The sequence below is a fragment of the Micromonospora sp. NPDC047134 genome, assembly GCF_040643455.1.
In the GTDB taxonomy this organism is placed as follows: domain Bacteria; phylum Actinomycetota; class Actinomycetes; order Mycobacteriales; family Micromonosporaceae; genus Micromonospora.
The window spans coordinates 181,328-201,993 of record NZ_JBEYUI010000007.1; the positions used below are offsets into that span (position 1 = coordinate 181,328).

Genomic DNA, 20,666 nt, shown 5'->3' on the forward strand with positions numbered 1-20,666 from the left:
CTACCGGATCACTCTCCGTCGCTGGCGAGGAGCCCCGCCCGCCGTACGGTCAGCGCCGGCAGGTCGACCGACACCTTCCAGGGTCGCTCGGTGACGAACAGGTCCTCCGTGTGGGCGGCCACCTCGTACTCACCGGCGGAGGTCAGCACGTACTCGGTCAGGGTCATCTTCTCGTGCAGGGGGTCGACCACCCAGTAGGTGCGTACCCCGGCGCGGGCGTAGACCCGGGCCTTGTCGTAGAGGTCGCGAAAGGTCGAGGAGGGCGAGACCACCTCAACGGCCAGCAGAGCGTCCTCGACCGGCACGGGCGATCGGTCGGCGTGCTGACGACGGATCGCGACCACGTCCGGCCGAGGCTCGTTGCGGCGGTCGACCCGCATCGACAGGTCGATGCTGACCAGGTATTCCGCCGGGCAGTTGACTTCAAGCGCCAGCAGCAGCCGGACACAGAGATCTTGGTGCAGGGCAGTGGGGGACGGCACGATCAACCTTCCGTTGATCAGTTCGTACGGAAGGTCCTTCGGCAGGTCGCCGAGGTCGTCAACCGTCCACTCCGACCGCTCGGGCAGGATGGGCGCCACGGTCATGACTCCTCCTTCCAGGGGCGGCATCACCCTAAGCGCCGACAACGCCACCCGCCGTCACCGACACGCTCAGCGGGGCGGCTGGCCACCCTTGCCGAGCTTGTTGAAGTCGATCTTCGGGAGCTTGAAGCCCGGCGGGAGGCCCTGACCGGCCGCCAGGTCCTCCGGCTTCATGCCCGGCGGAAGCTGCGGCATGCCACCCGGGAAGCCACCGGGCATCCCGGCACCGGTACGCGGCCGACCGCCGCCCTTCGTACCCTTGCGCTTGTTCTTCGGGCTCTTGGTGGCCTTGCGCCGCCCGCCCGGCAGGCCCATCATGCCGCCCATCTGCTTCATCATCTTCTGCGCGTCGGCGAAGCGGTTGAGCAGCTGGTTGACGTCCATCACGGTGACCCCGGAGCCGTTGGCGATCCGGGCCCGGCGGGAGCCGTTGATGATCTTCGGGTTGGTCCGCTCGGCCGGGGTCATCGACCGGATGATCGCGGTGATCCGGTCGAAGTGCTTGTCGTCCACCTCGGCCAACTGGTCCTTGACCTGCCCCATGCCGGGCATCATGGCCAGCACGTTGGCGATCGGCCCCATCCGGCGGACCGCGATGAGCTGGTCGAGGAAGTCCTCCAGGGTGAACTGCTCGCCGCCCATCAGCTTGGCGGTCATCTTCTCCTTCTGATCGGTGTCGAAGGCCGCCTCGGCCTGCTCGATCAGAGTGAGAACGTCGCCCATGCCGAGGATCCGGCTGGCCATCCGGTCGGGGTGGAAGACGTCGAAGTCCTCCAGCTTCTCGCCGGTGGAGGCGAACAGGATCGGCTGCCCGGTGACCTCACGCACCGACAGGGCGGCACCACCCCGGGCGTCGCCGTCGAGCTTGGAGAGCACCACGCCGGTGATGCCGACGCCGTCACGGAAGGCCTCGGCGGTACGCACCGCGTCCTGGCCGACCATCGCGTCGATGACGAAGATGACCTCGTCGGGGTCGACCGCGTCCCGGATGTCGGCGGCCTGCCGCATCATCTCGGCGTCGATGCCGAGTCGACCGGCGGTGTCGACGATGACCACGTCACGGGCGGCCCGTCGGGCGTGTTCGAGGGAGGCCTTGGCCACCTGCACGGGGTCACCGACCCCGTTGCCGGGCTCCGGGGCGTACACCTCGACCCCGGCCCGGCCACCGAGCACCTGGAGCTGCCCGACGGCGTTGGGGCGCTGGAGATCGGCGGCGACCAGCAGGGGCTGGTGGCCCTGGGCCTTGAGCCAGCGGGCCAGCTTGCCGGCGAGGGTGGTCTTACCGGAACCCTGGAGGCCGGCGAGCATGATCACCGTCGGCGGCTGCTTGGCGAACTGGAGCCGACGCCCCTCGCCACCGAGGACGGCGACCAGCTCCTCGTTGACGATCTTGATGATCTGTTGGGCCGGATTGAGCGCCTGGGAGACCTCCGCACCACGCGCCCGTTCCTTGACGTTCGCGATGAAGCCCTTGACCACCGGCAGCGCGACATCGGCCTCCAGCAGCGCGAGACGGATCTCGCGCGCGGTGGCGTCGATGTCGGCGTCGGTGAGGCGTCCCTTGCCGCGGAGCTTGGTGAAGATCCCGGAGAGGCGGTCACTCAAGGTGTCAAACACGCGAACATCCCGATTGTCGTCTTCGGCGGGCACGGTACGGACACGCGGGTGGTGTCCAGCCCACCGCTAGCCTAGCCCGACCCCGCTTCCCCGGCCCGGCCCAGCCGCCCCCTTTCCCGACGGCAGCCCACCCGCACACCCGCGCCCCCACCCTGCGCGCCGCGCACTGCGCGGCTGCGGCGAGCAACATCAGGGGAAGTGCTGCCTCGTCGGCTGGTGAGGCAGCACTTTCCCCGAAACTGCTGTCCGATTTCCCGGGAGACGCCGCCGGGGGCGGTTACACGGCGGCTAGGACGGCGGCTTCCAGGCGGGTGCGGTCCTCGTCGGAGGGCCAGGAGCCGACGAGGTAGAAGACGTCGACCACGTCTCCGCCCAGGGTGGCGATGCGGGCCGCGCGGACCTGGGCGCCGGCCGCATCCAGGGCGCTGGTCACCCGGTACAGCAGGCCCGCGGCGTCCGCGGCCCGCAACTCCAGCAGTACCGCGTCGGTGGCGGCGTCCCGGTGCCAGACCACCCGTGGTTCGGCCCCGGCCCCCCGTGCGGCCAGGGCCCGTCCACGCAGTCGCTGGGTGACGGAGACGTCGCCACCGACCGCCCTACGCAGGTCGGAGCTGAGCGCCACCGGCTCGGGGGGCAGCCCGTAGCGGGGCTGCACCCGGCACTCCACCAGGGCCCGCCCGTCCACCGTCGAGGCATCGGCCGCGAGCACCTCCAGGCGGTGCAGGGCCAGGCAACCGGCCACCGTGGCGAGCAGGCCCCGCCGGTCGGCCGCGGCCACCGCCACCCGGTCCCCGGTCAGGTGTACGACCGGCAGCGGCCCCGCCACCAGGGCCGGGTCCGGGGCGGGCGGTTCCGGTACCGCCCCGGTGTCCAGGGTGGTGCGGACCCGGGCCACCAGTTCGGCGATCAGCCGACCCTTCCAGTCCGACCAGGCCCCCGGTCCGGTGGCGGCGGCATCCGCCCGGGCCAGCGCGTGCAGCAGGTCGAGGGTGGTGACGTCGCCGACCGCCTCGGCCACCCCGGAGATGGTCACCGGATCGGCCAGATCGCGGCGGGTGGCCACCTCGGGCAGCAGCAGGTGCAGCCGGACCAGGGTGCCGATCAGCTTCGCCTCGGCGGTGGGCAGGCCGATCCGGGTGGCGATGGACTCGGCGATCGGGGCGCCGACGGTGGAGTGGTCACCCGGCAGGCCCTTGCCGATGTCGTGCAGGAAGGCCCCGAGCAGCAGCAGGTCGGGGCGGTCCACGTCCCGGGTGTGTCGGCTGGCCTCGAAGGCGGTCTGCACCAGGTGCCGGTCCAGGGTGAAGCGGTGCACCGGGTTGTGCTGGGGCAGGCTGCGCAGCCGGGTCCACTCCGGCAGCCAGCCGTCGATCAGCCCGTACCGGTCGCAGGTCTCCCAGGCGGGCAGCAGCCCGGTGCCGGCACCGAGCAGGGTGGTCAGGGCGGCTCGGGCCTCCGCCGGCCAGGGGGTGGGCAGGGGTGGGCAGTAGGTGGCCAGCCATTCGCAGGTGGCCCGGGCTATCGGCAGCCCGGTGACCGCCGCCGCGGCGGCCACCCGCAGCGAGAGGTTGGGGTCGGGGCGGGCCCCGATGGCGGTGCGGGCCAGCACCAGCTCCCCGTCGTGCTCGACCACGTCCCGGGCCACCGGGCGACGCAGCGGACGCCCGTCGGCGCCTCGACGGCGGCCGGTGCGCAGCCGGTCGGCGGCCCGGAAGGCGTCGTCCAGGGCGTGGCTGACCGTCCGGGCGTCCCCGGCCACCCGACGCAGCAGGGCGTCCCCGTCACCGGCCGCTCCAGCCGGCCCCGCAGCGGTAGCCGATCCACCCGCGCCCGCGGCATCGGTGTCGGGGTCGCCGGGGGGTGTCTGGCGCAGGCCGAGCAGGGCGGCCACCCCTTCGCGTTCCTGGGCCAGCAGCCGGTCGACCCGACGACCCACCTGCTGGTGCAGGGCGTCCCGGGTGTCCAGCAGGCGAAGGTGGGCGGCGTGTACGGCGGGACGCAGCGCATCCGTGATCCCGGCCAGCGCCACGGCCCGCAGGATGCCGACGTCCCGCAACCCTCCGGCGGCCTCCTTGAGGTCGCCTTCCAGCAGGAAGGCCAGCTCGCCGTGGGCCTGCCAGCGGGCGAGGGTGGTCTCCCGCAGCGGGGCCAGTTGGCGTACGGCGGTGCGCCGCCAGTGGTCGGTGGCGCTGCGGATCAGGGTGTCGGCCAGTTCGGGGTCGCCGGCGACCAGGCGGGCGTCCAGCAGCCCCAGGGCCACCTTGACGTCGTCCTGGGCCACCGACAGGGCCTCGGCGACCGTACGTACGGAGTGGTCCAGCCGCAGGCCGGCGTCCCAGATCGGGTACCACAGCTCGGCGGCCAGTTCGTCGATCCCGGCCACCCCGGAGTGCACCAGCACCAGGTCCAGATCGCCGTAGGGGGCGCACTGTTGCCGGCCCAGCCCGCCGACCGCCAGCAGGGCGACGCCCGGCCGGTCCGGCAGCAGCCGGGCCAACCAGGCGTCGTACGCGTCCGACCGGGCCCGACGCGCGGTGGCGCCGATCCCGGCCGCTACGCCCACGACCTCGTTGACCTTCGGTGCTGCCGTGGGGCTGGAAGCCGAGGCTTGCCGAGAGGTCAACGAGGTCATCGACGGTGTCTCCTTACAGGGCGTCCAGGCCGCGCTCGCCGGTGCGGACCCGGACGACCTCCTCGACTCCGGTCACCCAGACCTTGCCGTCACCGATCTTGCCCGTCCGGGCGGCTCCGACCACGGCGTCGACGATCTTCTCGACGTCGATCTCGTCGGTCAGCACCTCCACCCGGATCTTGGGCAGGAACTCGACGGTGTACTCGGCACCCCGGTAGACCTCGGTGTGGCCCTTCTGCCGTCCGTAGCCCTGGACCTCACTGACGGTGAGTCCGGCCACGCCCAGGGCGTGCAGGGCCTCCTTGACGGCGTCCAACTGGTGCGGCTTGATGACCGCGGTCACCAGCTTCATGTCCAACCCCTCCATCTCACGAACGTTAGCTGGCGACCTTTTCGGTTACCGCCTCGGTGGGCTCACTCTTCGGCTTGGCCGAGGGGGCGATACCCGCGGCGGCGAAGGCCCCGCCACCACCACTCGTGGAGCTGAACTCGTACGCGCTCTCCGCGTGCTCGGCGTTGTCGATGCCCTCGACCTCGGCCTCGGCGCTGACCCGGAAGCCGATGGTCTTCTCGATCACCAGGCCGATGATGTACGCGACCACGAAGGAGTAGACCAGCACGGCGACCACGCCGAGTGCCTGCAGACCCAGCAGCTTGATGCCGCCGCCGTAGAGCAGACCCGCGTTGCCCTCGCCGGCCAGTACCTCGATGGCCAGGAAGCCGATGAGCAGCGAGCCGATGATGCCGCCGACCATGTGCACGGCGACCACGTCGAGGGAGTCGTCGTACTTGAGCTTGTACTTCATGCCGACCGCGAGGGCGCAGATGGCACCGGCGATCAGACCGAGGGCGATCGCGCCCAGGGGCTCCAGGAAGGCACAGGCGGGGGTGATACCGACCAGACCGGCGACCGCACCGGAGGCCGCACCCAGGGTGGTCGGCTTGCCGTCACGCAGCCACTCGACCACGATCCAGCCGAGCACCGCGGCGGCCGTGGCGACCTGGGTGTTGATCAGCGAGATGGCGGCGGTGCCGTTGGCCGCACCGGCGGAGCCGGCGTTGAAGCCGAACCAGCCGAACCACAGCAGACCCGCACCGAGCAGCACCATGGGCAGGTTGTGCGGCTTGAACTTGTCCTTCGGCCAGCCGACCCGCTTGCCGAGGACGAGAGCCAGGGCCAGGGCCGCGGCACCGGCGTTGATGTGCACCGCCGTGCCACCGGCGAAGTCGAGCACGCCGAGCTCCATGATCCAGCCGCCGCCCCAGACCCAGTGGGCGACCGGGAAGTAGACCAGGGTGGCCCAGAGGCCGGCGAAGAGCAGCCACGGGCCGAACTTGGCCCGGTCGGCGATCGCACCACTGATCAGGGCGACCGTGATCACCGCGAACATCAACTGGAAACCGGCGAACAGCAGGTCGGGGATTCCTCCCTCGGTGCCGCTTTCCAACATGCCCCGCAGACCGGCGGCGGAGAGATCACCGGTGATCCCGCCGATGTCCTCGCCGAATGCGATGCTGTAGCCGTAGAACACCCACAACAGGCTGACCAGGCCGATCGCACCGAAGCTCATCATCATCATGTTGAGCACGGACTTGGATCGCGTCATGCCGCCGTAGAACAGGGCCAGGCCGGGCGTCATGAGCAACACCAGGGCGGCAGAAGTCAAAATCCAGGCGGTGGCACCAGAATCTAGCTCCGGCACGCTGCCTCCTCTCGGGTTGTTTTCCCTCCCTCCCGGCATCGCGCAGCATCGCCCGTACGCCGGTTGGCCGGAAGCCTGGTCGCCGGCTGTTTCGACGAAGGTCCCCGGCTGGTTTCCGGACCGTGACGGCTTGTTTCGTACGTGTGAAGAAAAACGCACACCTCAGCGCTTCGACGGGGGTCAATCAGCCATTTGGTGCCGGTCTATCCCCCTGACGGTTCACCGCAGGGCGTACTCCAGGGCATGACGCTCGTAATCGAGCAGTCGAAGATCACGCATCGGCCTACGCAGGTGACCCTTGTGCACGATCCGCACGAAGGCCGGCTCCCCGGCCGCGGCCATCCGCCGGATGCCCTCGACATGGTCGACGATCCGCTTGCGGATGGTACGGATCAGCCGGTGCCGGTCCCGCGGAATCAGCCCGTACGCGTCGGCGAACAACCGCAACCGGCGCGGCCGGTCCGGACGCTTCCAGCCCAGGGTGATCGAGTCCCGGTCGGAGAAGATCGGCACCCAGGTCCAGGCCGCGTACGCCACGTCGTAGATCCGGGCACCCGGTGAGGCCAGGTCGAAGTCGATCAGCCCCAGGGTGCCGTCCGGCCGCCAGATCACGTTGTGCGGCGCGGCGTCGTGGTGACAGATCACCTCGGTGTCCGGGGGCGGGGGCCCGAAGGAGCGCCACACCGCGTTGGGCGGGGGCACGAAACCGTACTGGGCGTCGTGGAACATCCGCAGCATGGTGGCGACCGTGACCAGTGCCTCGTCGGTGACCCAGTGCGGGGCCAGCGGGTACTCCCCGCACTCCCCTTCCAGGTACGACAGCACCTCCCGGTTGCGCTCGTCCATGCCCAGGGCCCGGGGGGCGCCGGTGAACCCGACGTACTCCAGGTGACGCAGCAGGGCGTGCACCGCCGGGGTCCAGGGGCCGGCGTTACGCCGGACCGTGTCGCCGACCCGCACCACGGTGCTGACGTTCCCGCCGTGCAGGGGGATCTCCTGCGAAGTCACGTACGGTCTCCCGAGGCGCTGCGACGGGTGGCTCGGGTCACGCCAGCCCGCGTACACGCGATTGTCTCTGGTCACCCGAGGTTACGCGGTCGGCCCGGGGGCTTCGGTGCCCAGCAAGGCGTCGACGAACTGCACCGGGTCGAACGGGGCCAGGTCGTCCGGACCCTCGCCGAGCCCGACCAGCTTCACCGGAATGCCCAGCTTGCGCTGTACGGCGATCACGATGCCACCCTTGGCGGTGCCGTCGAGCTTGGTGAGCACCACCCCGGTGACATTGACCACCTCGGTGAAGACCCGGGCCTGCTCCAGCCCGTTCTGCCCGGTGGTGGCGTCCAGGATGAGCAGGGTCTCGTCGATCGGGCCGTGCTTCTCCACCACCCGCTTGACCTTGCCCAGCTCGTCCATCAGGCCGACCTTGTTCTGCAACCGGCCGGCGGTGTCCACGAGCACGGTGTCCACCCCGGTGTCGATGCCGCGTCGGACCGCGTCGAAGGCGACACTGGCCGGGTCGGCGCCCTCCGGGCCCCGGACGGTCTCCGCCCCGACCCGCCCGGCCCAGGTCTCCAACTGGTCGGCCGCGGCGGCCCGGAAGGTGTCCGCCGCTCCGAGCAGCACGGTGCGGCCGTCGGCGATGAGCACCCGGGCGATCTTGCCGCAGGTGGTGGTCTTGCCGGCGCCGTTGACCCCGACCACCAGCAGCACCGCCGGCACCCCCTCCTTGGGGGTGGTGCGCAGCGAGCGGTCCAGCTCCGGATCCAGGGCGTTGACCAGCTCGGCGGCGAGCAGGGCGCGCAGCTCGGCGGCCGAACGGGTGCCGAGCACCCGGGTCCGCTCCCGCAGCCGGTCGACGATCTCCCGGGTGGCGTCGATCCCCACGTCGGCGGTGATCAGGCTGTCCTCGATCTCCTCCCAGACGTCCTCGTCCAGGCGGTCGCGGCTGAGCAGACCGAGCAGCCCCTTGCCGAAGGCGTTCTGCGAACGGGACAGGCGGGACCGCAGCCGGACCAGCCGACCGGCCGTCGGCTCGGGCACCTCCACGGTCGGGGCCGGCGCCTCCACCACCGGCGGCGGCTCGACCAGCACTCCGGTGGACAGCTCGGCCTCGGGGGCCTCCACCGGCGGCCCGGCCAGCTCCTCCTCCGCCCGCGTGTCCACCTCGGTGCGCGGCAGCGGCGGTGCCGGCCGACGGCGCAGCCTCGGCACGACCAACCCGATGCCGCCGAGGATCAGCACACCGAGCAGGGCCAGAGCGATGAGGAGGTATTCCGTCATGCCGAAATCCTGTCAGATGGCGACGACCGCGTCTCAGCCACCGCTCCCCACCCCGGCGCGCCGACGGCGATAGTCTGCACCACAGCCAGCACTGGCCTGGCCGCCGATCGGGTAGTAGAGGTTGAACCACTCTCATCTGGAGGTTCCTCATGCCCGCCGAACTGCTCATCGGCCCACTGCTGCGCCGGGTCATCGGTACGCGGGCCACGATCTGGGTGGAGACCACGGCCCCGGCGGTGGTCACCGTCCGCACGGCCGCCGGCGCCACCGGCACGGCGCACACCTTCACCGCGTACGACCATCACTACGCCCTGGTGGTGGTCGAGGGGCTGATCCCGGACAGCGCCTCGACCTACGAGGTGTTCCTCGACGACCAGGTGGTCTGGCCGTTGCCCAAGGGGCGGTTCCCGCCGAGTGTGATCCGGACCCGGGCCGCCGACGACCGGGACCAGCCGGTACGGCTGCTCTTCGGTTCCTGCCGGGAGACCACCCAGCACGCCACCACCCGCAAGCTGCCCCCGGACGCCCTGGACGCGTACGCCCGGCGGATCCTGGCCGACCCGGACCCGGCGGCCCTGCCGGACCTGCTGGTGCTCCTCGGCGACCAGGTGTACGCCGACGAGACCTCACCGACGGTGAAGCGACTGCTCAAGCGACGGCGACACCGCCCGGCTAAGGCTCCCAGCGACCAGGTGGTCAGCTTCGACGAATACACCAAGCTCTACCTGGAGTCCTGGGGGGATCCGGAGATCCGCTGGCTGTTCTCCACCGTGCCCAGTGTGATGATCTTCGACGATCACGAGATCATCGACGACTGGAACACCTCGGCCTCCTGGCGCGCGGAGATGCGCGAGCAGCCCTGGTGGGCCGAGCGGATCGCCAGTGGCCTGGCCACCTACTGGGTGTATCAGCACCTGGGCAACCTCTCGCCGGACGAGATCGCGGCCGACCCGATCTACGCCAAGGTGACCACGGCCGGGGACGCCACCGAGGTGCTGCGCGAGTTCGGCCAGCGGGTCGACACCGAGGCCGACCTGGCGCACGACCCCGAGCGGTGGCATGCGGTGCAGTACCAGTGGAGCTACTCCCTGGATCTGGGGCGTACCCGCCTGGTCATGCTGGACACCCGGTGCAGCCGGGTGCTGCGGCCGGGCCAACGGGCGATGCTGCCGCCCGGGGAGTGGGCCTGGTTCGTCGACCGGGTGCACGGCGACTACGACCACCTGGTGGTCGGCTCCTCGCTGCCCTGGCTGCTGCCGCCGGGCATCCACCACGTCGAGGCCTGGAACGAGAAGCTGGCCGACTCGCCCCGCCCCTGGCTGGCCGCGGTGTCCGAGCGGCTCCGCCGAGGACTGGACCTGGAGCACTGGGGTGCCTTCCGCCGCTCCTTCGACGCCATGGGCGCCCTGTTCGCCCGGGTCGGCGGCGGCACCCCGGGTGAGCCGGGCGACCGCAAGGGGGCCGGTCCGGCGTACCCGCCCCCGGCATCGATCAACGTGCTCTCCGGTGATGTGCACCACTCGTACGTGGCCCGGGTCCGGTTCGCCGATCCGGCCGTACGCACCCCGGTGCACCAGTTGACCTGCTCGCCGATCCACAACCAGGTGCCGGCCGGGATGCGTCCCCTGATGCGGCTGGGCTGGGCCCGGGGACCTGCCTCGGCCACCCGGGCCCTGGCCCGCACCGCCGGGGTGCCCCGGCCGCAGGTGCGCTGGCGCAAGCTGGCCGGGCCGTACTTCGGCAACGCGGTGGCCACCCTGACGCACGCCAGCCGCACCGCCGACGTGATCATCGAGGGCACCACCAACGACGGCCACCTGCGCCAGGTGGCCCAACACCGCCTGACCCCCTGAAGGAAGGGCACCTTGTTAACGCCTCGCGTGGTAGAAGGGCCCCCGGTTAACGCTGTGCTGCGGGGCGGCCAGCAGACCGTCACCCCGGCTCCGTAATCTCGTCGCCGTGGATGACGATCTGCCGGTGAGCGTGGACGAGGATCTGCCGGTGAGCCTGCGCGAGGTGGAGGACGAGCTGGCCGCCCTGCTCCGGCGGGCCAGGGCAATCTCCTGGGAGATCGCCAGCGAGGTGCATCCGAATCTGGAGCCGAACGCGTACGGGCTGCTGCTCTGGTTGCGTCGCTCCGGCGCGATCCGGCTCACCGACCTGGCCGCCCGGCTGGGGGTCGGCAAGGGCACCCTCAGCCGCCAGATCCACAACCTGGAGACCCTCGGCCTGGTACGGCGGGACCCGGATCCGGGTGACCGGCGGGCCGCCCAGCTCAGCCTGACCGAGGAGGGCCAGCGCCGCTTCGACGCCGCCCGGGCGCCCCGACTGGGACAGATCCGGCGAGCGCTACAGAGTTGGCCGCAACAGGACGTCGAGGAGTTCGCCCGGCTGATCCGCCGGTTCAACGACGCCTGGGGCTGATCCAGACTGCCGGTCACGCGGAATAGAGCCGGGCCCGGCTCAAGTTGTTGCTTTAGGCAACCAAGTCGTACCGTTGCCTTCAGCAACATCTTCCACTCCATCTGGAGGCCCTCCCCATGACTCAGGCGAGCGCGCCCGCCCGAGCGAGCACCGTGCAGATGAGCCACCGGCAGATCCTGGAGGCCCTCTCCGGCCTGCTGCTGGGCATGTTCGTCGCGATCCTGTCCGGCACGGTCGTCGGCAACGCCCTGCCGAGGATCATCACCGATCTCAACGGCAGCCAGTCCGCGTACACCTGGGTGGTCACCTCCACCCTGCTGGCGACCACCGCGACCACCCCGCTCTGGGGCAAGCTCGCCGACCTGGTCAGCAAGAAGGCACTGGTTCAGGCCTCCCTGGCGATCTTCGTACTCGGTTCGATCCTGGCCGGGCTCTCGCAGTCCACCGGTCAACTGATCGCCTGCCGGGTGGTCCAGGGCATCGGGGCCGGTGGTCTGACCGCACTGGTGCAGGTGATCATCGCGACCATGATCTCGCCGCGGGAACGGGGCCGCTACAGCGGCTACCTGGGTTCGGTGATGGCCATCGGCACCATCGGCGGCCCGCTGATCGGCGGCGTGATCGTCGACACCCCCTGGCTCGGCTGGCGCTGGTGCTTCTACGTGGGAGTGCCCTTCGCCCTGGCCGCCCTGGTCGTACTCCAGAAGACCCTCAACCTGCCGGTGGTCCGCCGCAAGGTGGAGATCGACTGGTGGGGTGCCACCCTGATCACCGGCGCGGTGTCGCTGCTGCTGATCTGGGTGTCCCTGGCCGGCAGCCGGTACGACTGGCTCTCCTGGCAGACCGCGGTGATGGTGCCCGGCGCCCTCCTGCTCGGTGCCGCCGCCATCCGGGTAGAGACCCGGGTCAGCGAGCCGCTGATCCCGCCCCGCCTGTTCCGCAACCGCACCCTGACCCTCTCGGTGGTGGCCAGCATCGCCGTCGGTGTGGGCATGTTCGGTGCCTCGGTCTTCCTAGGCCAGTACTTCCAGATCAGCCGGGGGGCCACCCCCACCATGTCCGGCCTGATGACCCTGCCGATGATCATCGGCCTGCTGGTCTCCTCCACCGTGGTCGGCCGGCTCATCACCACCACCGGCCGGTGGAAGCGGTACCTGGTCATCGGCGCGGCCCTGCTGACCGTCGGCTTCGCCCTGATGGGCACCCTGCGGTCGGACACCCCGTACTGGCTGCTCAGCATCTACATGGCGCTGATCGGGGTGGGTGTGGGCATGACCATGCAGAACCTGGTGCTCGCCGTGCAGAACACGGTCGACCCGCACGAACTCGGCACGGCCAGTTCCGTGGTGGCCTTCTTCCGCAGCCTGGGCGGCGCGGTCGGGGTCAGCGCCCTGGGCGCCCTGCTCGGCAACAACGTGGCCCGCTACCTCAGCGACGGGCTGGCCGCCCTCGGCCTGCCGACCTCGGGGGCAGGCGGTGGGACCCTGCCGGACGTGACCACCCTGCCCGCGCCCATCCGGGCCGTGGTGGAGTCCGCGTACGGGCACGGAGCCGGGGACATCTTCCTGGCGGCCGCACCCTTCGGACTGATCGCGCTGATCGCCATCCTGTTCATCAAGGAGGTGCCACTGCTGCGGCACACCGGCGGGCCGCTCGCCGACAAGGAGGAGTCGACCGAGGACGCCGCGGTGATCCGCACCGGAGCCCGGGACTGATGAACACCGCTGATCGTCAGCAGTACGGCCCGCAGGCCCGGCCGGTGCCCTTCGAGCGGGGCACCGACGGGCCACGGGTCGTGCTGGTCGGGGTGGACGGCACCCGGACCTCGCTGCGCGCCGCCTCGTACGCCGCCGGGCTGGCCCGTCGCCAGGGCGCCCGGCTGGTGGTGGTCTTCGTCAGCTCGCCGACCGCCTACGCGGTCCTGTCCGACCTCGTCGCGGAGGCGGTGCAGCAGAGCCATGACGAACTGGCCGAGGACCTGCGTCAGGAGTGCCGGCGCAGCGCCGAGGAACTGGGCGTACCGGTGACCTTCCTGTGTCGGCGCGGCGACGCGTACGCCGAACTCTGCGCCGCGGCCGACGAGACCCAGGCGGACGCGGTCGTGGTGGGCTCCTCCGAGCAGGCCGGGCATCGCCTGGTCGGCTCGGTCGCCACCCGCCTGGTCCGCACCGGCCGCTGGCCGGTCGTCGTCGTGCCCTGACATCGAAGCCCGAAATTTCGCTCGCCGTTGTCGTACCCGGGCCGCACGATGACCGGCATGACATGGACCGCACCGCCCATCGACCGCCGCAGCGAGCCCTACCGCGCCGACGAGCGCACCATGCTGGAGGGCTGGCTCAACTACCACCGTGACACCCTGCTGCTCAAGTGCGCCGGGCTGACCGGCCAGCAACTACGGACGGCGAGCGTGTCGTCGTCCACGCTCACCCTGCTCGGTCTGGTGCGGCACATGACCGTCGTCGAGCGGTCGTGGTTCCGGCAGTGTTTCGCCGGCGAGGACCTACCCGAGTTGTACGACTTCGACACCGACCCGGACGCCGAGTTCAACACCGTGGACACCGCCGACCCCGAGGCCGACTTCGCGGCGTTCCGCGCCGAGATCACCGCTGCCGACGCGGCCACCGCCGGCCACGACCTGGACGAGGTCTTCACCCTGCGCCGCGCCGAGAAGAGCCATGAGGTCAGCCTGCGCTGGGTCTACCTGCACATGATCGAGGAGTACGCCCGGCACAACGGGCACGCCGACCTGATCCGCGAGGCGATCGACGGGGTGACCGGCGAGTGACCGGCCGCCGTCAGTAGGCCAGCACGGCCCGCAGATAGCGCAGGTCCTCCGGCCCGTTCCAGCGGTACGCCGACAGCCCGGCCACCCGGGCCCCGTTGATCGCCCGGTCCTCGTCGTCGACGAAGAGCACCCGGTCCGGCGGGGTCTCCAGGGCCACACAGGCCGCCTGGAAGTACTCCTTGGCCGGCTTGTGGATGCCGATGGCCGAGGAGTTGACCACCACGTCGAGTTCGTCCGTGAGGTCCAGGGCGGCCAGGTCGGCGTCGAGCAGGTCGGTGGCGTTGGTGCCCAACCCGACCCGGATGCCGGCGGCCCGCACCTCGCGAATGAACGCCAACACCTGCGGGTCGACCTCACCGCGGTAGCGCTGCCACTGCTCCACGGCCGCCCGGGCCCGCTCCGGGTCCCCCACCGCGGGGGTCAGCGCGTCGACCACACTGGACATCCAGTCGGCGTGGCTGACCCGGCCGGTGAGCACCGGCTGGAGCATCCCCCAGGAGGTGGCGATCTCCCCGAGCACCCCGGTGGAGAGGCCGTACTCCCGCTCCACCCCGGCGGCGACCGCCGGGTCCCAACGCCGCAGTACGCCGTCGAGGTCCACCAGGAGCGCTGACGCGCGTTCCCGAGCCACTAACCGTTCTCCTCGCCGCGGCTTCGCCGCTCGTCGTCTCCGTCGGCCCGGTTGAGCCGTTGGCTGATCACCTGGGTCACCCCGCCCCGCATGGTCACGCCGTACAGGGCGTCGGCGATCTCCATGGTCCGTTTCTGGTGGGTGATGACGATGAGCTGACTCTTCTCCCGCAACTGGGCGAGCAGGGTGATCAGCCTACCCAGGTTCACGTCGTCGAGCGCCGCCTCGACCTCGTCCATGATGTAGAACGGGCTGGGCCGGGCCCGGAAGATGGCCACCAGCATCGCCACCGCGGTCAGCGACCGCTCACCACCGGAGAGCAACGACAGCCGCTTGATCTTCTTGCCGGGTGGGCGGGCCTCGACCTCCACCCCGGTGGTCAGCAGGTCGTCCGGGTCGGTGAGCACCAGCCGCCCCTCCCCACCGGGGAACAGCACCGTGAAGACCTGCTCGAACTCCCGGGCGGTGTCGGCGAAGGCGCTGGCGAAGACCTCCAGGATCCGGTCGTCGACGTCCTTGACCACGGTGAGCAGGTCACGCCGGGTCGCCTTGAGGTCCTCCAACTGCTCGGAGAGGAACTTGTACCGCTCCTCCAGCGCGGCGAACTCCTCCAACGCCAGGGGGTTGACCTTGCCCAGCAGGGCCAGTTCGCGTTCGGCCTTGGCGGCCCGCTTCTCCTGCACCGGGCGCTCGTAGCGGACCGGCTCGGGCACCGGCAGGCCGTCGCGTTCGGCGGCGGCCACCTCGGCCTCGGTGGGCGGCACCGGCTGGCTCGGCCCGTACTCGGCGATCAGGGTCTCCACGGTCAACCCGAAGTCCTCGGCGGCCTTGGCCTCCAACTGTTCGATGCGCAGCCGCTGCTCGGCCCGGGCCACCTCGTCGCGGTGCACCTGGCTGGTCAACCGCTCCAGTTCCGCAGCGAGCCGTTTCGCGGCGGCCCGCACCTCCTGAAGCTCCGCCTCGCGGCTGGCCCGGGCCCGGGCCACCGCGTCGCGGTGCTCCTCGGCCCGGGCGATGCTGGTGGCCAGCCGGGTCAGCGCCTCCCGGGCCCCACCGGCCACGGCCCGGGCGATGCCCGCCCCCCGGACCCGCGCCGCCCGCCGCGCCGCGGCCCGTTCCCGGGCGGCCCGTTCGGCGGCGGCCTGCCGACGCAGCGAGTCGGCCCGCCCGGCGATGGAGGACACCCGCTCCTCGGCGGTACGCACCGCTAGCCGGACCTCCATCTCGTTCTGCCGGGCCTGCGGCACCATCGCGGCAAGCTGGTCACGTTCCTCGGTGGAGGGTTCCGCGTCGATCGGGGTCGCCTCGGCCAGGCGCAGCCGCTCCGCCAACTCGGCCAGGGCGGTCAGGTCCCGCTCCCGGGCGGCCTCGGCCCGGGCCCGCGATTCGCCCAGCCGGTCGGTCTCGGCCTTGGCGGACCGGGCGGCGGCACCCAACTCGGCCAGCCGGCGGGCGGCGGCGTTGCGGTGGCTCTCCGCCTCCCGTTTCGCCGCGGCGGCGTGCTGCACCCGCTCCTTGGCCTCGGCCACGGCCGCCCGGGCCTCGACCAGTTGTCCGCGCAGTTCCGCGCTGGTCTCCTCGGCGGCCAGTCGGTTGGCCCGGGCCTCCTCGACGGCCGCCTGCACCTCGATGTAGCTGGGGGCCTTCGCCGAGCCGCCGGCCGCCGCGTACGCCCCCAGCAGGTCTCCTTCGCGGGTGACCGCCCGCAGCTCGGGGTTGGCGGCGACCACCTCCGCCGCGGCGGCGAGATCGTCTACCAGCACCACGTCGCGCAGCGCCCGGTGCACCGCCGGACGGATCCGGGTGTCGCACTCGACCAGGTCGGGGGCCCAGTGCGCGCGGTCGGGCAGCTTGGGGCGCAGCGCCTCGGCGGAACCGGACATCCCCGGCCCGGCCGGACTGCCGACCAGCAGCCCGGCACGCCCGGCGTCGGAGATCTTGAGCAGCCGCATCGCCTCGACCGCCTCGTCCACCCCGCTGACCGCCACCGCGTCGGCCAGCCCGCCCAGGGCGGCGGCCAGGGCGGCCTCGTGCCCGGGGGCCACCGTGAGCAGGCCGGCCAGGCTGCCCAGCAGCCCGGGTACCTGGTCGGTGCGGGCCAGCAGGGCACCGGCACCGTCCTTGCGACGCAGGCCGAGGGCCAGGGCCTCCTCGCGGGCCTTCCAGGTGGCGGCGTCCTTCTCCGCCGCCCGTTCCGCGTCGGACAGCGAGCGGACGGTCGCCTGCGCCTGCTCCTGGACGCCGACCGCCTCGGCGTGCCGGGCGTCCAGGTCGGCGTTGTCCCGGTCGGCCTCGGTGGACTGCTCCGCCACGGCGTCCAGGTCGGCCTGGGCCCGCTCGGCCCGGGCCATGGCGTCGGCGTGGGCGGCGGCCAGTCGTTCGATCTCCTCACCGGCGCTGGTGGTCCGGGCCCTGGCCGAGTTGACCTGGCCGGTCAGCCGGGCCAGCCCTTCACGACGGTCGGCGATCGCCTTGGCGGCGGCGACCAGTTCCCGCTCGGCGGCGGCGAGCTGCCGTTCCAGTTCCTGCCGGTGCTCCACCGCCTCGGCCAGGCGGACCTGATCGTCGGTGAGCGCCGCGCGCAGTTCCTCCTCCTGCTCCCGGACCCGCTCGGCCTCGGCCTCCAACTGGTCCGGGTCCCGGCCCGGCCGCTCGTCGTCTCCGGTGGCGCTGAGGTGCCGCAGCCGTTCCACGGCGAGCTGCTCGATGGACCGGAAGCGTTCCTGCAGGGCGGAGAGCTTGTACCAGGTGTCCTGGGCGGCGGCCAGCAACGGCGCGTCCGCGGCCAGGGCCTCCTCCAGCTCGCCTAGGCGGCCCTGCACCTCGGTGTGCTCGGCCTCCACCTCCTCGCGCCGGTGCCGCAGGGCGGTCTCGTCGGCGATCTCCTTGTCCAGGGTGGTACGCAGGGTGGCCAGGTCGTCGGCGAGCAGCCGCAGCCGGGCGTCGCGCAGACTGGCCTGGATCACCGCGGCACGGCGGGCCACCTCGGCCTGGCGACCCAGCGGCTTGAGTTGACGGCGCAGTTCGGCGGTGAGGTCGGTCAGCCGGTTCAGGTTGGTCTGCATCGCGTCCAGCTTGCGCAGGGCCTTCTCCTTGCGCTTGCGATGCTTGAGGACCCCGGCCGCCTCCTCGATGAACGACCGCCGGTCCTCCGGCTTGGCGTGCAGCATCCCGTCGAGTCGGCCCTGCCCGACGATGATGTGCATCTCCCGGCCGATGCCGGAGTCGGAGAGCAGCTCCTGGATGTCGAGCAGGCGGCAGGTGTCGCCGTTGATCTCGTACTCGCTCTCGCCGGAACGGAACATCCGGCGGGTGATGGAGACCTCGGTGTACTCGATCGGCAGGGCACCGTCGGTGTTGTCGATGGTCAGGGTCACCTCGGCGCGACCCAGGGGGGCCCGCCCGGCGGTGCCGGCGAAGATGACGTCCTCCATCTTGCCGCCCCGCAGCGCCTTCGCCCCCTGCTCGCCGAGCACCCAGGCGATGGCGTCGACGACGTTGGACTTGCCGGAGCCGTTCGGGCCCACCACGCAGGTGATCCCGGGCTCCAGCTTCAGCGTCGTCGCGGAGGCGAAGGACTTGAAGCCCTTCACCGTCAGGCTCTTGAGATGCACCTTCTCGATCCTCGTCCGGTGGCCGCCGTACCGTCGCCCGGCTGCGCGGACCTTGGTGAACCCGCAGACTAACCCGGCACCGGATGACCGGTGCGATGCGACCCACCCGGTGGTGATGTCACCGGCGTCCCTAATTCACCCTGGTCGGACAACCAGTTCGATCATTCACACACCGAGTGGATCAGTTACGGACGGATCAGTAGGGCACAGAATTGCGCGCCGGCACTTGGTGTCGGCGCGCTTTTTGTGCGGTCGTGCTATTCGGTTGTGGCGGCCAGGTTGATCAGGTGAGTGCGGGTTCGGCGAGACGAAGAAGATCATCCGCCTCCGCCGCAGCCGCCGCGAGCCGATCATTCTCGGCACGCAGCCGCGTGATCTCGAACTCCAGTGACTGAACCCTGGCACGCAGTTGGGTGACCTCGTCGAGCAGGCGCCGGTCGGGCGCCGCACCTACGTGGCCGAAGAGGGCCTTCGCCATGTTGACTCCTTGAATTGCGCTGCCGGAGAGGCCGGCCAACGCGCGCCCTTGGTGTACGCGACTACCATTCCCACGGAATCTGGGCACGGCCGGGCGCGACTGGCGACACCTCCATATTGAGCCGACAGCCCCCGTTTCGTCAAGTTCTCGCAGGCCGTAGATCATCTCTGCGTCGACCAGACCCATCTTGGGAGGCTGCCACACGGCGCGGACACACTCTGTCCGGACAACCCAACTCTACGCACCGATTCGACGGAATACCTCACCCGGATGTACAGGGTCCCCTTAACTCTTTCTTAGCCACGTTGCTGCTGTTCAAAGCAAGCACGTAGCGTCACCCCGGCCCGTAATTGACCCGTGGAGGCGACAGGCGTGCACGGCTGGAACGACCCCCTCGACCCGGACGGCACCCGGCGATCCGAGCCACCGAACGACGACCCGGCCTGGCTGACCGACCGCCCGGCGCCGCGCTCGTCGTACCTGTTCGGTGACGAACCCGACAGTTCTTCCGACCGGTGGTACGACCACCAGCCCACCGAACAGTGGCAGAGCCCACACCGGTCCGCCGAGCCCACTGGTCACGATCACGGCGTCGATCACGGCAGCGGCCGGCACTACCGGGACTCCGCCTGGCCGGCGGCCGAGGCACCGTACGGCGGCACCGCGCCGGGCAGCCACGACGGCGGCTGGCGGGCCGAGGAGCCGACCACCCAGGTCGGCGGCTGGACCGACCCCCAGCCCGCCCGACACGCCGCCCCCGACGGGTACACCTCCCCCGAGCCGTACACCGTCCCGGAGCCGTACGTCACACCTGGGCCGGATCAGGCCGCGCGGTACGACCAGGCCGACCCGTACGCCGCTCCCGAGCCGTACCAGGCCGGGTGGCAGCCGGACCAGGGGTACGCCGGCAGTTGGCGGCACTCCGGCACCCAGCCGCACCACGCTCAGCCGTACGAGGCCGACTCTCGGCCGTCGGAGATCGGTACGCAGATGACCGAGGCGGAGCCCCGGCCCGCGCACCGCCGCCGGTCGCGTCCCCTGGTGCTGGGGGGTGCCGCCGCGGCGGCCACCCTGGTCGTGAGCATCGGGATCGCCGCCCTGGCCCTGCCCGGGGAGAAGGCGCCGAGCGGTACCACGGCCGAGGAGGGTCCGGTGGCCACCGGACCGGCGCTGGTGGATCCGGAGGAGCCGGTCGACACCCTGGACCCGACCGACTCGCCGAGCCCCAGCCCCAGCCTCTCGCCCAGCGCCACCTCCGCACCGAAGCCCAGCCGCACCGCCAAGCCGAGCCCCACCGCACCCGCACGCAGCAGCACCCCCTCCCAGCAGGCCGCCGAACGTCGGGGCAGCCCCAGCCGGGGTGCCACGGCCACCACCCCGCCCGCCACGGTCGGGTCCGCCACCGCCCAGACCACCCAGGTCGTCGAACTGGTCAACGAGGAACGGGCCAAGGCCGGCTGCGGCGCGCTGAGCATCGACGACAAGCTGATGACGGCGGCTCAGCGACACAGCCAGGACCAGGCCGACAACCGGAACATGTCGCACACCGGCAGCGACGGCAGCGACCCGGGCCAGCGGATCGACCGGGTCGGGTACACCTGGCAGACCTACGGCGAGAACGTGGCCTGGAACCAGCAGTCGCCCGCCGCTGTGATGGAGGCCTGGATGAACAGCCCCGGGCACCGGGCCAACATCCTCAACTGCACCTTCACCGAGATCGGGGTGGGGGTGGCCAGCAGCAACGGGCCGTACTGGACCCAGGTCTTCGCCAAGCCCCGCTGAGCCGGCGCGACGGACCGCCGCCGGGTCGCCATCAGCCGCAGCCGCGAGTCCTTGTCGGGTCTGTGCTCGTTCTACCGGGTGAGGTACGCCGGGCCGGCGTACCGGCTCGGGCGGCAGGACGCCGCCGGCGCTACCT

Annotated in this window: 16 protein-coding genes; 6 read left to right on the plus strand and 10 right to left on the minus strand. The window is 71.4% G+C overall.

Going from position 1 to position 20,666, the window contains the following annotated elements:
* Positions 1-8: 8 nt before the first annotated feature.
* The 7 genes from ABZ795_RS12115 to ftsY form a co-directional block, all read right to left on the minus strand.
* Positions 9-587, minus strand: coding sequence for a Uma2 family endonuclease (locus tag ABZ795_RS12115; RefSeq protein WP_327022261.1), 579 nt, complete (start codon positions 585-587; stop codon positions 9-11).
* 66 nt (positions 588-653) lie between these two features.
* Positions 654-2,201: a signal recognition particle protein gene (gene ffh / locus ABZ795_RS12120; protein ID WP_357530322.1), complete on the minus strand. Its 1,548-nt coding sequence runs from the start codon at positions 2,199-2,201 to the stop codon at positions 654-656.
* A 277-nt stretch (positions 2,202-2,478) separates the two neighbouring features.
* Positions 2,479-4,833 carry a [protein-PII] uridylyltransferase gene (locus tag ABZ795_RS12125; RefSeq protein WP_357530323.1) on the minus strand — a complete coding sequence of 785 codons (2,355 nt, stop codon included), beginning with the start codon at positions 4,831-4,833 and terminating at the stop codon, positions 2,479-2,481.
* Positions 4,834-4,846: 13 nt separating this feature from the next.
* Entirely contained in the window at positions 4,847-5,185 is a 339-nt protein-coding gene (locus tag ABZ795_RS12130) for a P-II family nitrogen regulator (protein WP_165521895.1), read from the minus strand.
* Between the two features lie 25 nt (positions 5,186-5,210).
* A complete protein-coding gene (locus ABZ795_RS12135) occupies positions 5,211-6,536 on the minus strand; it encodes an ammonium transporter (RefSeq protein WP_327022264.1) in 1,326 nt (441 codons plus the stop codon).
* 219 nt (positions 6,537-6,755) lie between these two features.
* Entirely contained in the window at positions 6,756-7,619 is an 864-nt protein-coding gene (locus ABZ795_RS12140; protein WP_327022265.1) for an aminoglycoside phosphotransferase family protein, read from the minus strand.
* A gap of 6 nt (positions 7,620-7,625) precedes the next feature.
* Positions 7,626-8,816 (minus strand): signal recognition particle-docking protein FtsY, encoded by a 1,191-nt coding sequence (gene ftsY, locus ABZ795_RS12145; RefSeq protein WP_327022266.1) that lies wholly within the window; start codon positions 8,814-8,816, stop codon positions 7,626-7,628.
* Positions 8,817-8,965: 149 nt separating this feature from the next.
* On the opposite strand from ftsY, the gene ABZ795_RS12150 reads away from it, so the two are divergent.
* From ABZ795_RS12150 to ABZ795_RS12170, 5 genes are all read left to right on the plus strand, one after another.
* A complete protein-coding gene (locus tag ABZ795_RS12150) occupies positions 8,966-10,669 on the plus strand; it encodes an alkaline phosphatase D family protein (protein WP_357530324.1) in 1,704 nt (567 codons plus the stop codon).
* Between the two features lie 106 nt (positions 10,670-10,775).
* Positions 10,776-11,240, plus strand: coding sequence for a MarR family transcriptional regulator (locus ABZ795_RS12155; protein ID WP_327022268.1), 465 nt, complete (start codon positions 10,776-10,778; stop codon positions 11,238-11,240).
* Between the two features lie 116 nt (positions 11,241-11,356).
* Positions 11,357-12,955 carry an MDR family MFS transporter gene (locus ABZ795_RS12160; protein ID WP_357530325.1) on the plus strand — a complete coding sequence of 533 codons (1,599 nt, stop codon included), beginning with the start codon at positions 11,357-11,359 and terminating at the stop codon, positions 12,953-12,955.
* Positions 12,955-13,440: a universal stress protein gene (locus ABZ795_RS12165; RefSeq protein ID WP_327022270.1), complete on the plus strand. Its 486-nt coding sequence runs from the start codon at positions 12,955-12,957 to the stop codon at positions 13,438-13,440. Before ABZ795_RS12160 ends, ABZ795_RS12165 begins: the two co-directional genes overlap by 1 nt.
* Positions 13,441-13,497: 57 nt before the next feature.
* Positions 13,498-14,025, plus strand: a complete 528-nt coding sequence (locus ABZ795_RS12170; RefSeq protein ID WP_357530326.1) for a DinB family protein — start codon at positions 13,498-13,500, stop codon at positions 14,023-14,025.
* A 10-nt stretch (positions 14,026-14,035) separates the two neighbouring features.
* Here the strand turns inward: ABZ795_RS12170 and ABZ795_RS12175 are convergent, their stop codons facing one another.
* The 3 genes from ABZ795_RS12175 to ABZ795_RS12185 all read right to left on the minus strand — a co-directional run bounded on the left by ABZ795_RS12175 (position 14,036) and on the right by ABZ795_RS12185 (position 18,748).
* Entirely contained in the window at positions 14,036-14,656 is a 621-nt protein-coding gene (locus tag ABZ795_RS12175) for an HAD-IA family hydrolase (RefSeq protein WP_327022272.1), read from the minus strand.
* Positions 14,656-18,270, minus strand: a complete 3,615-nt coding sequence (gene smc / locus ABZ795_RS12180; RefSeq protein WP_357530327.1) for a chromosome segregation protein SMC — start codon at positions 18,268-18,270, stop codon at positions 14,656-14,658. Before smc ends, ABZ795_RS12175 begins: the two co-directional genes overlap by 1 nt.
* A 283-nt stretch (positions 18,271-18,553) precedes the next feature.
* A complete protein-coding gene (locus ABZ795_RS12185; RefSeq protein ID WP_357530328.1) occupies positions 18,554-18,748 on the minus strand; it encodes a hypothetical protein in 195 nt (64 codons plus the stop codon).
* Between the two features lie 357 nt (positions 18,749-19,105).
* Here ABZ795_RS12185 and ABZ795_RS12190 point away from each other — a divergent pair, with 357 nt between their 5' ends.
* Positions 19,106-20,530: a CAP domain-containing protein gene (locus tag ABZ795_RS12190; protein WP_357530329.1), complete on the plus strand. Its 1,425-nt coding sequence runs from the start codon at positions 19,106-19,108 to the stop codon at positions 20,528-20,530.
* Positions 20,531-20,666: the final 136 nt, after the last annotated feature.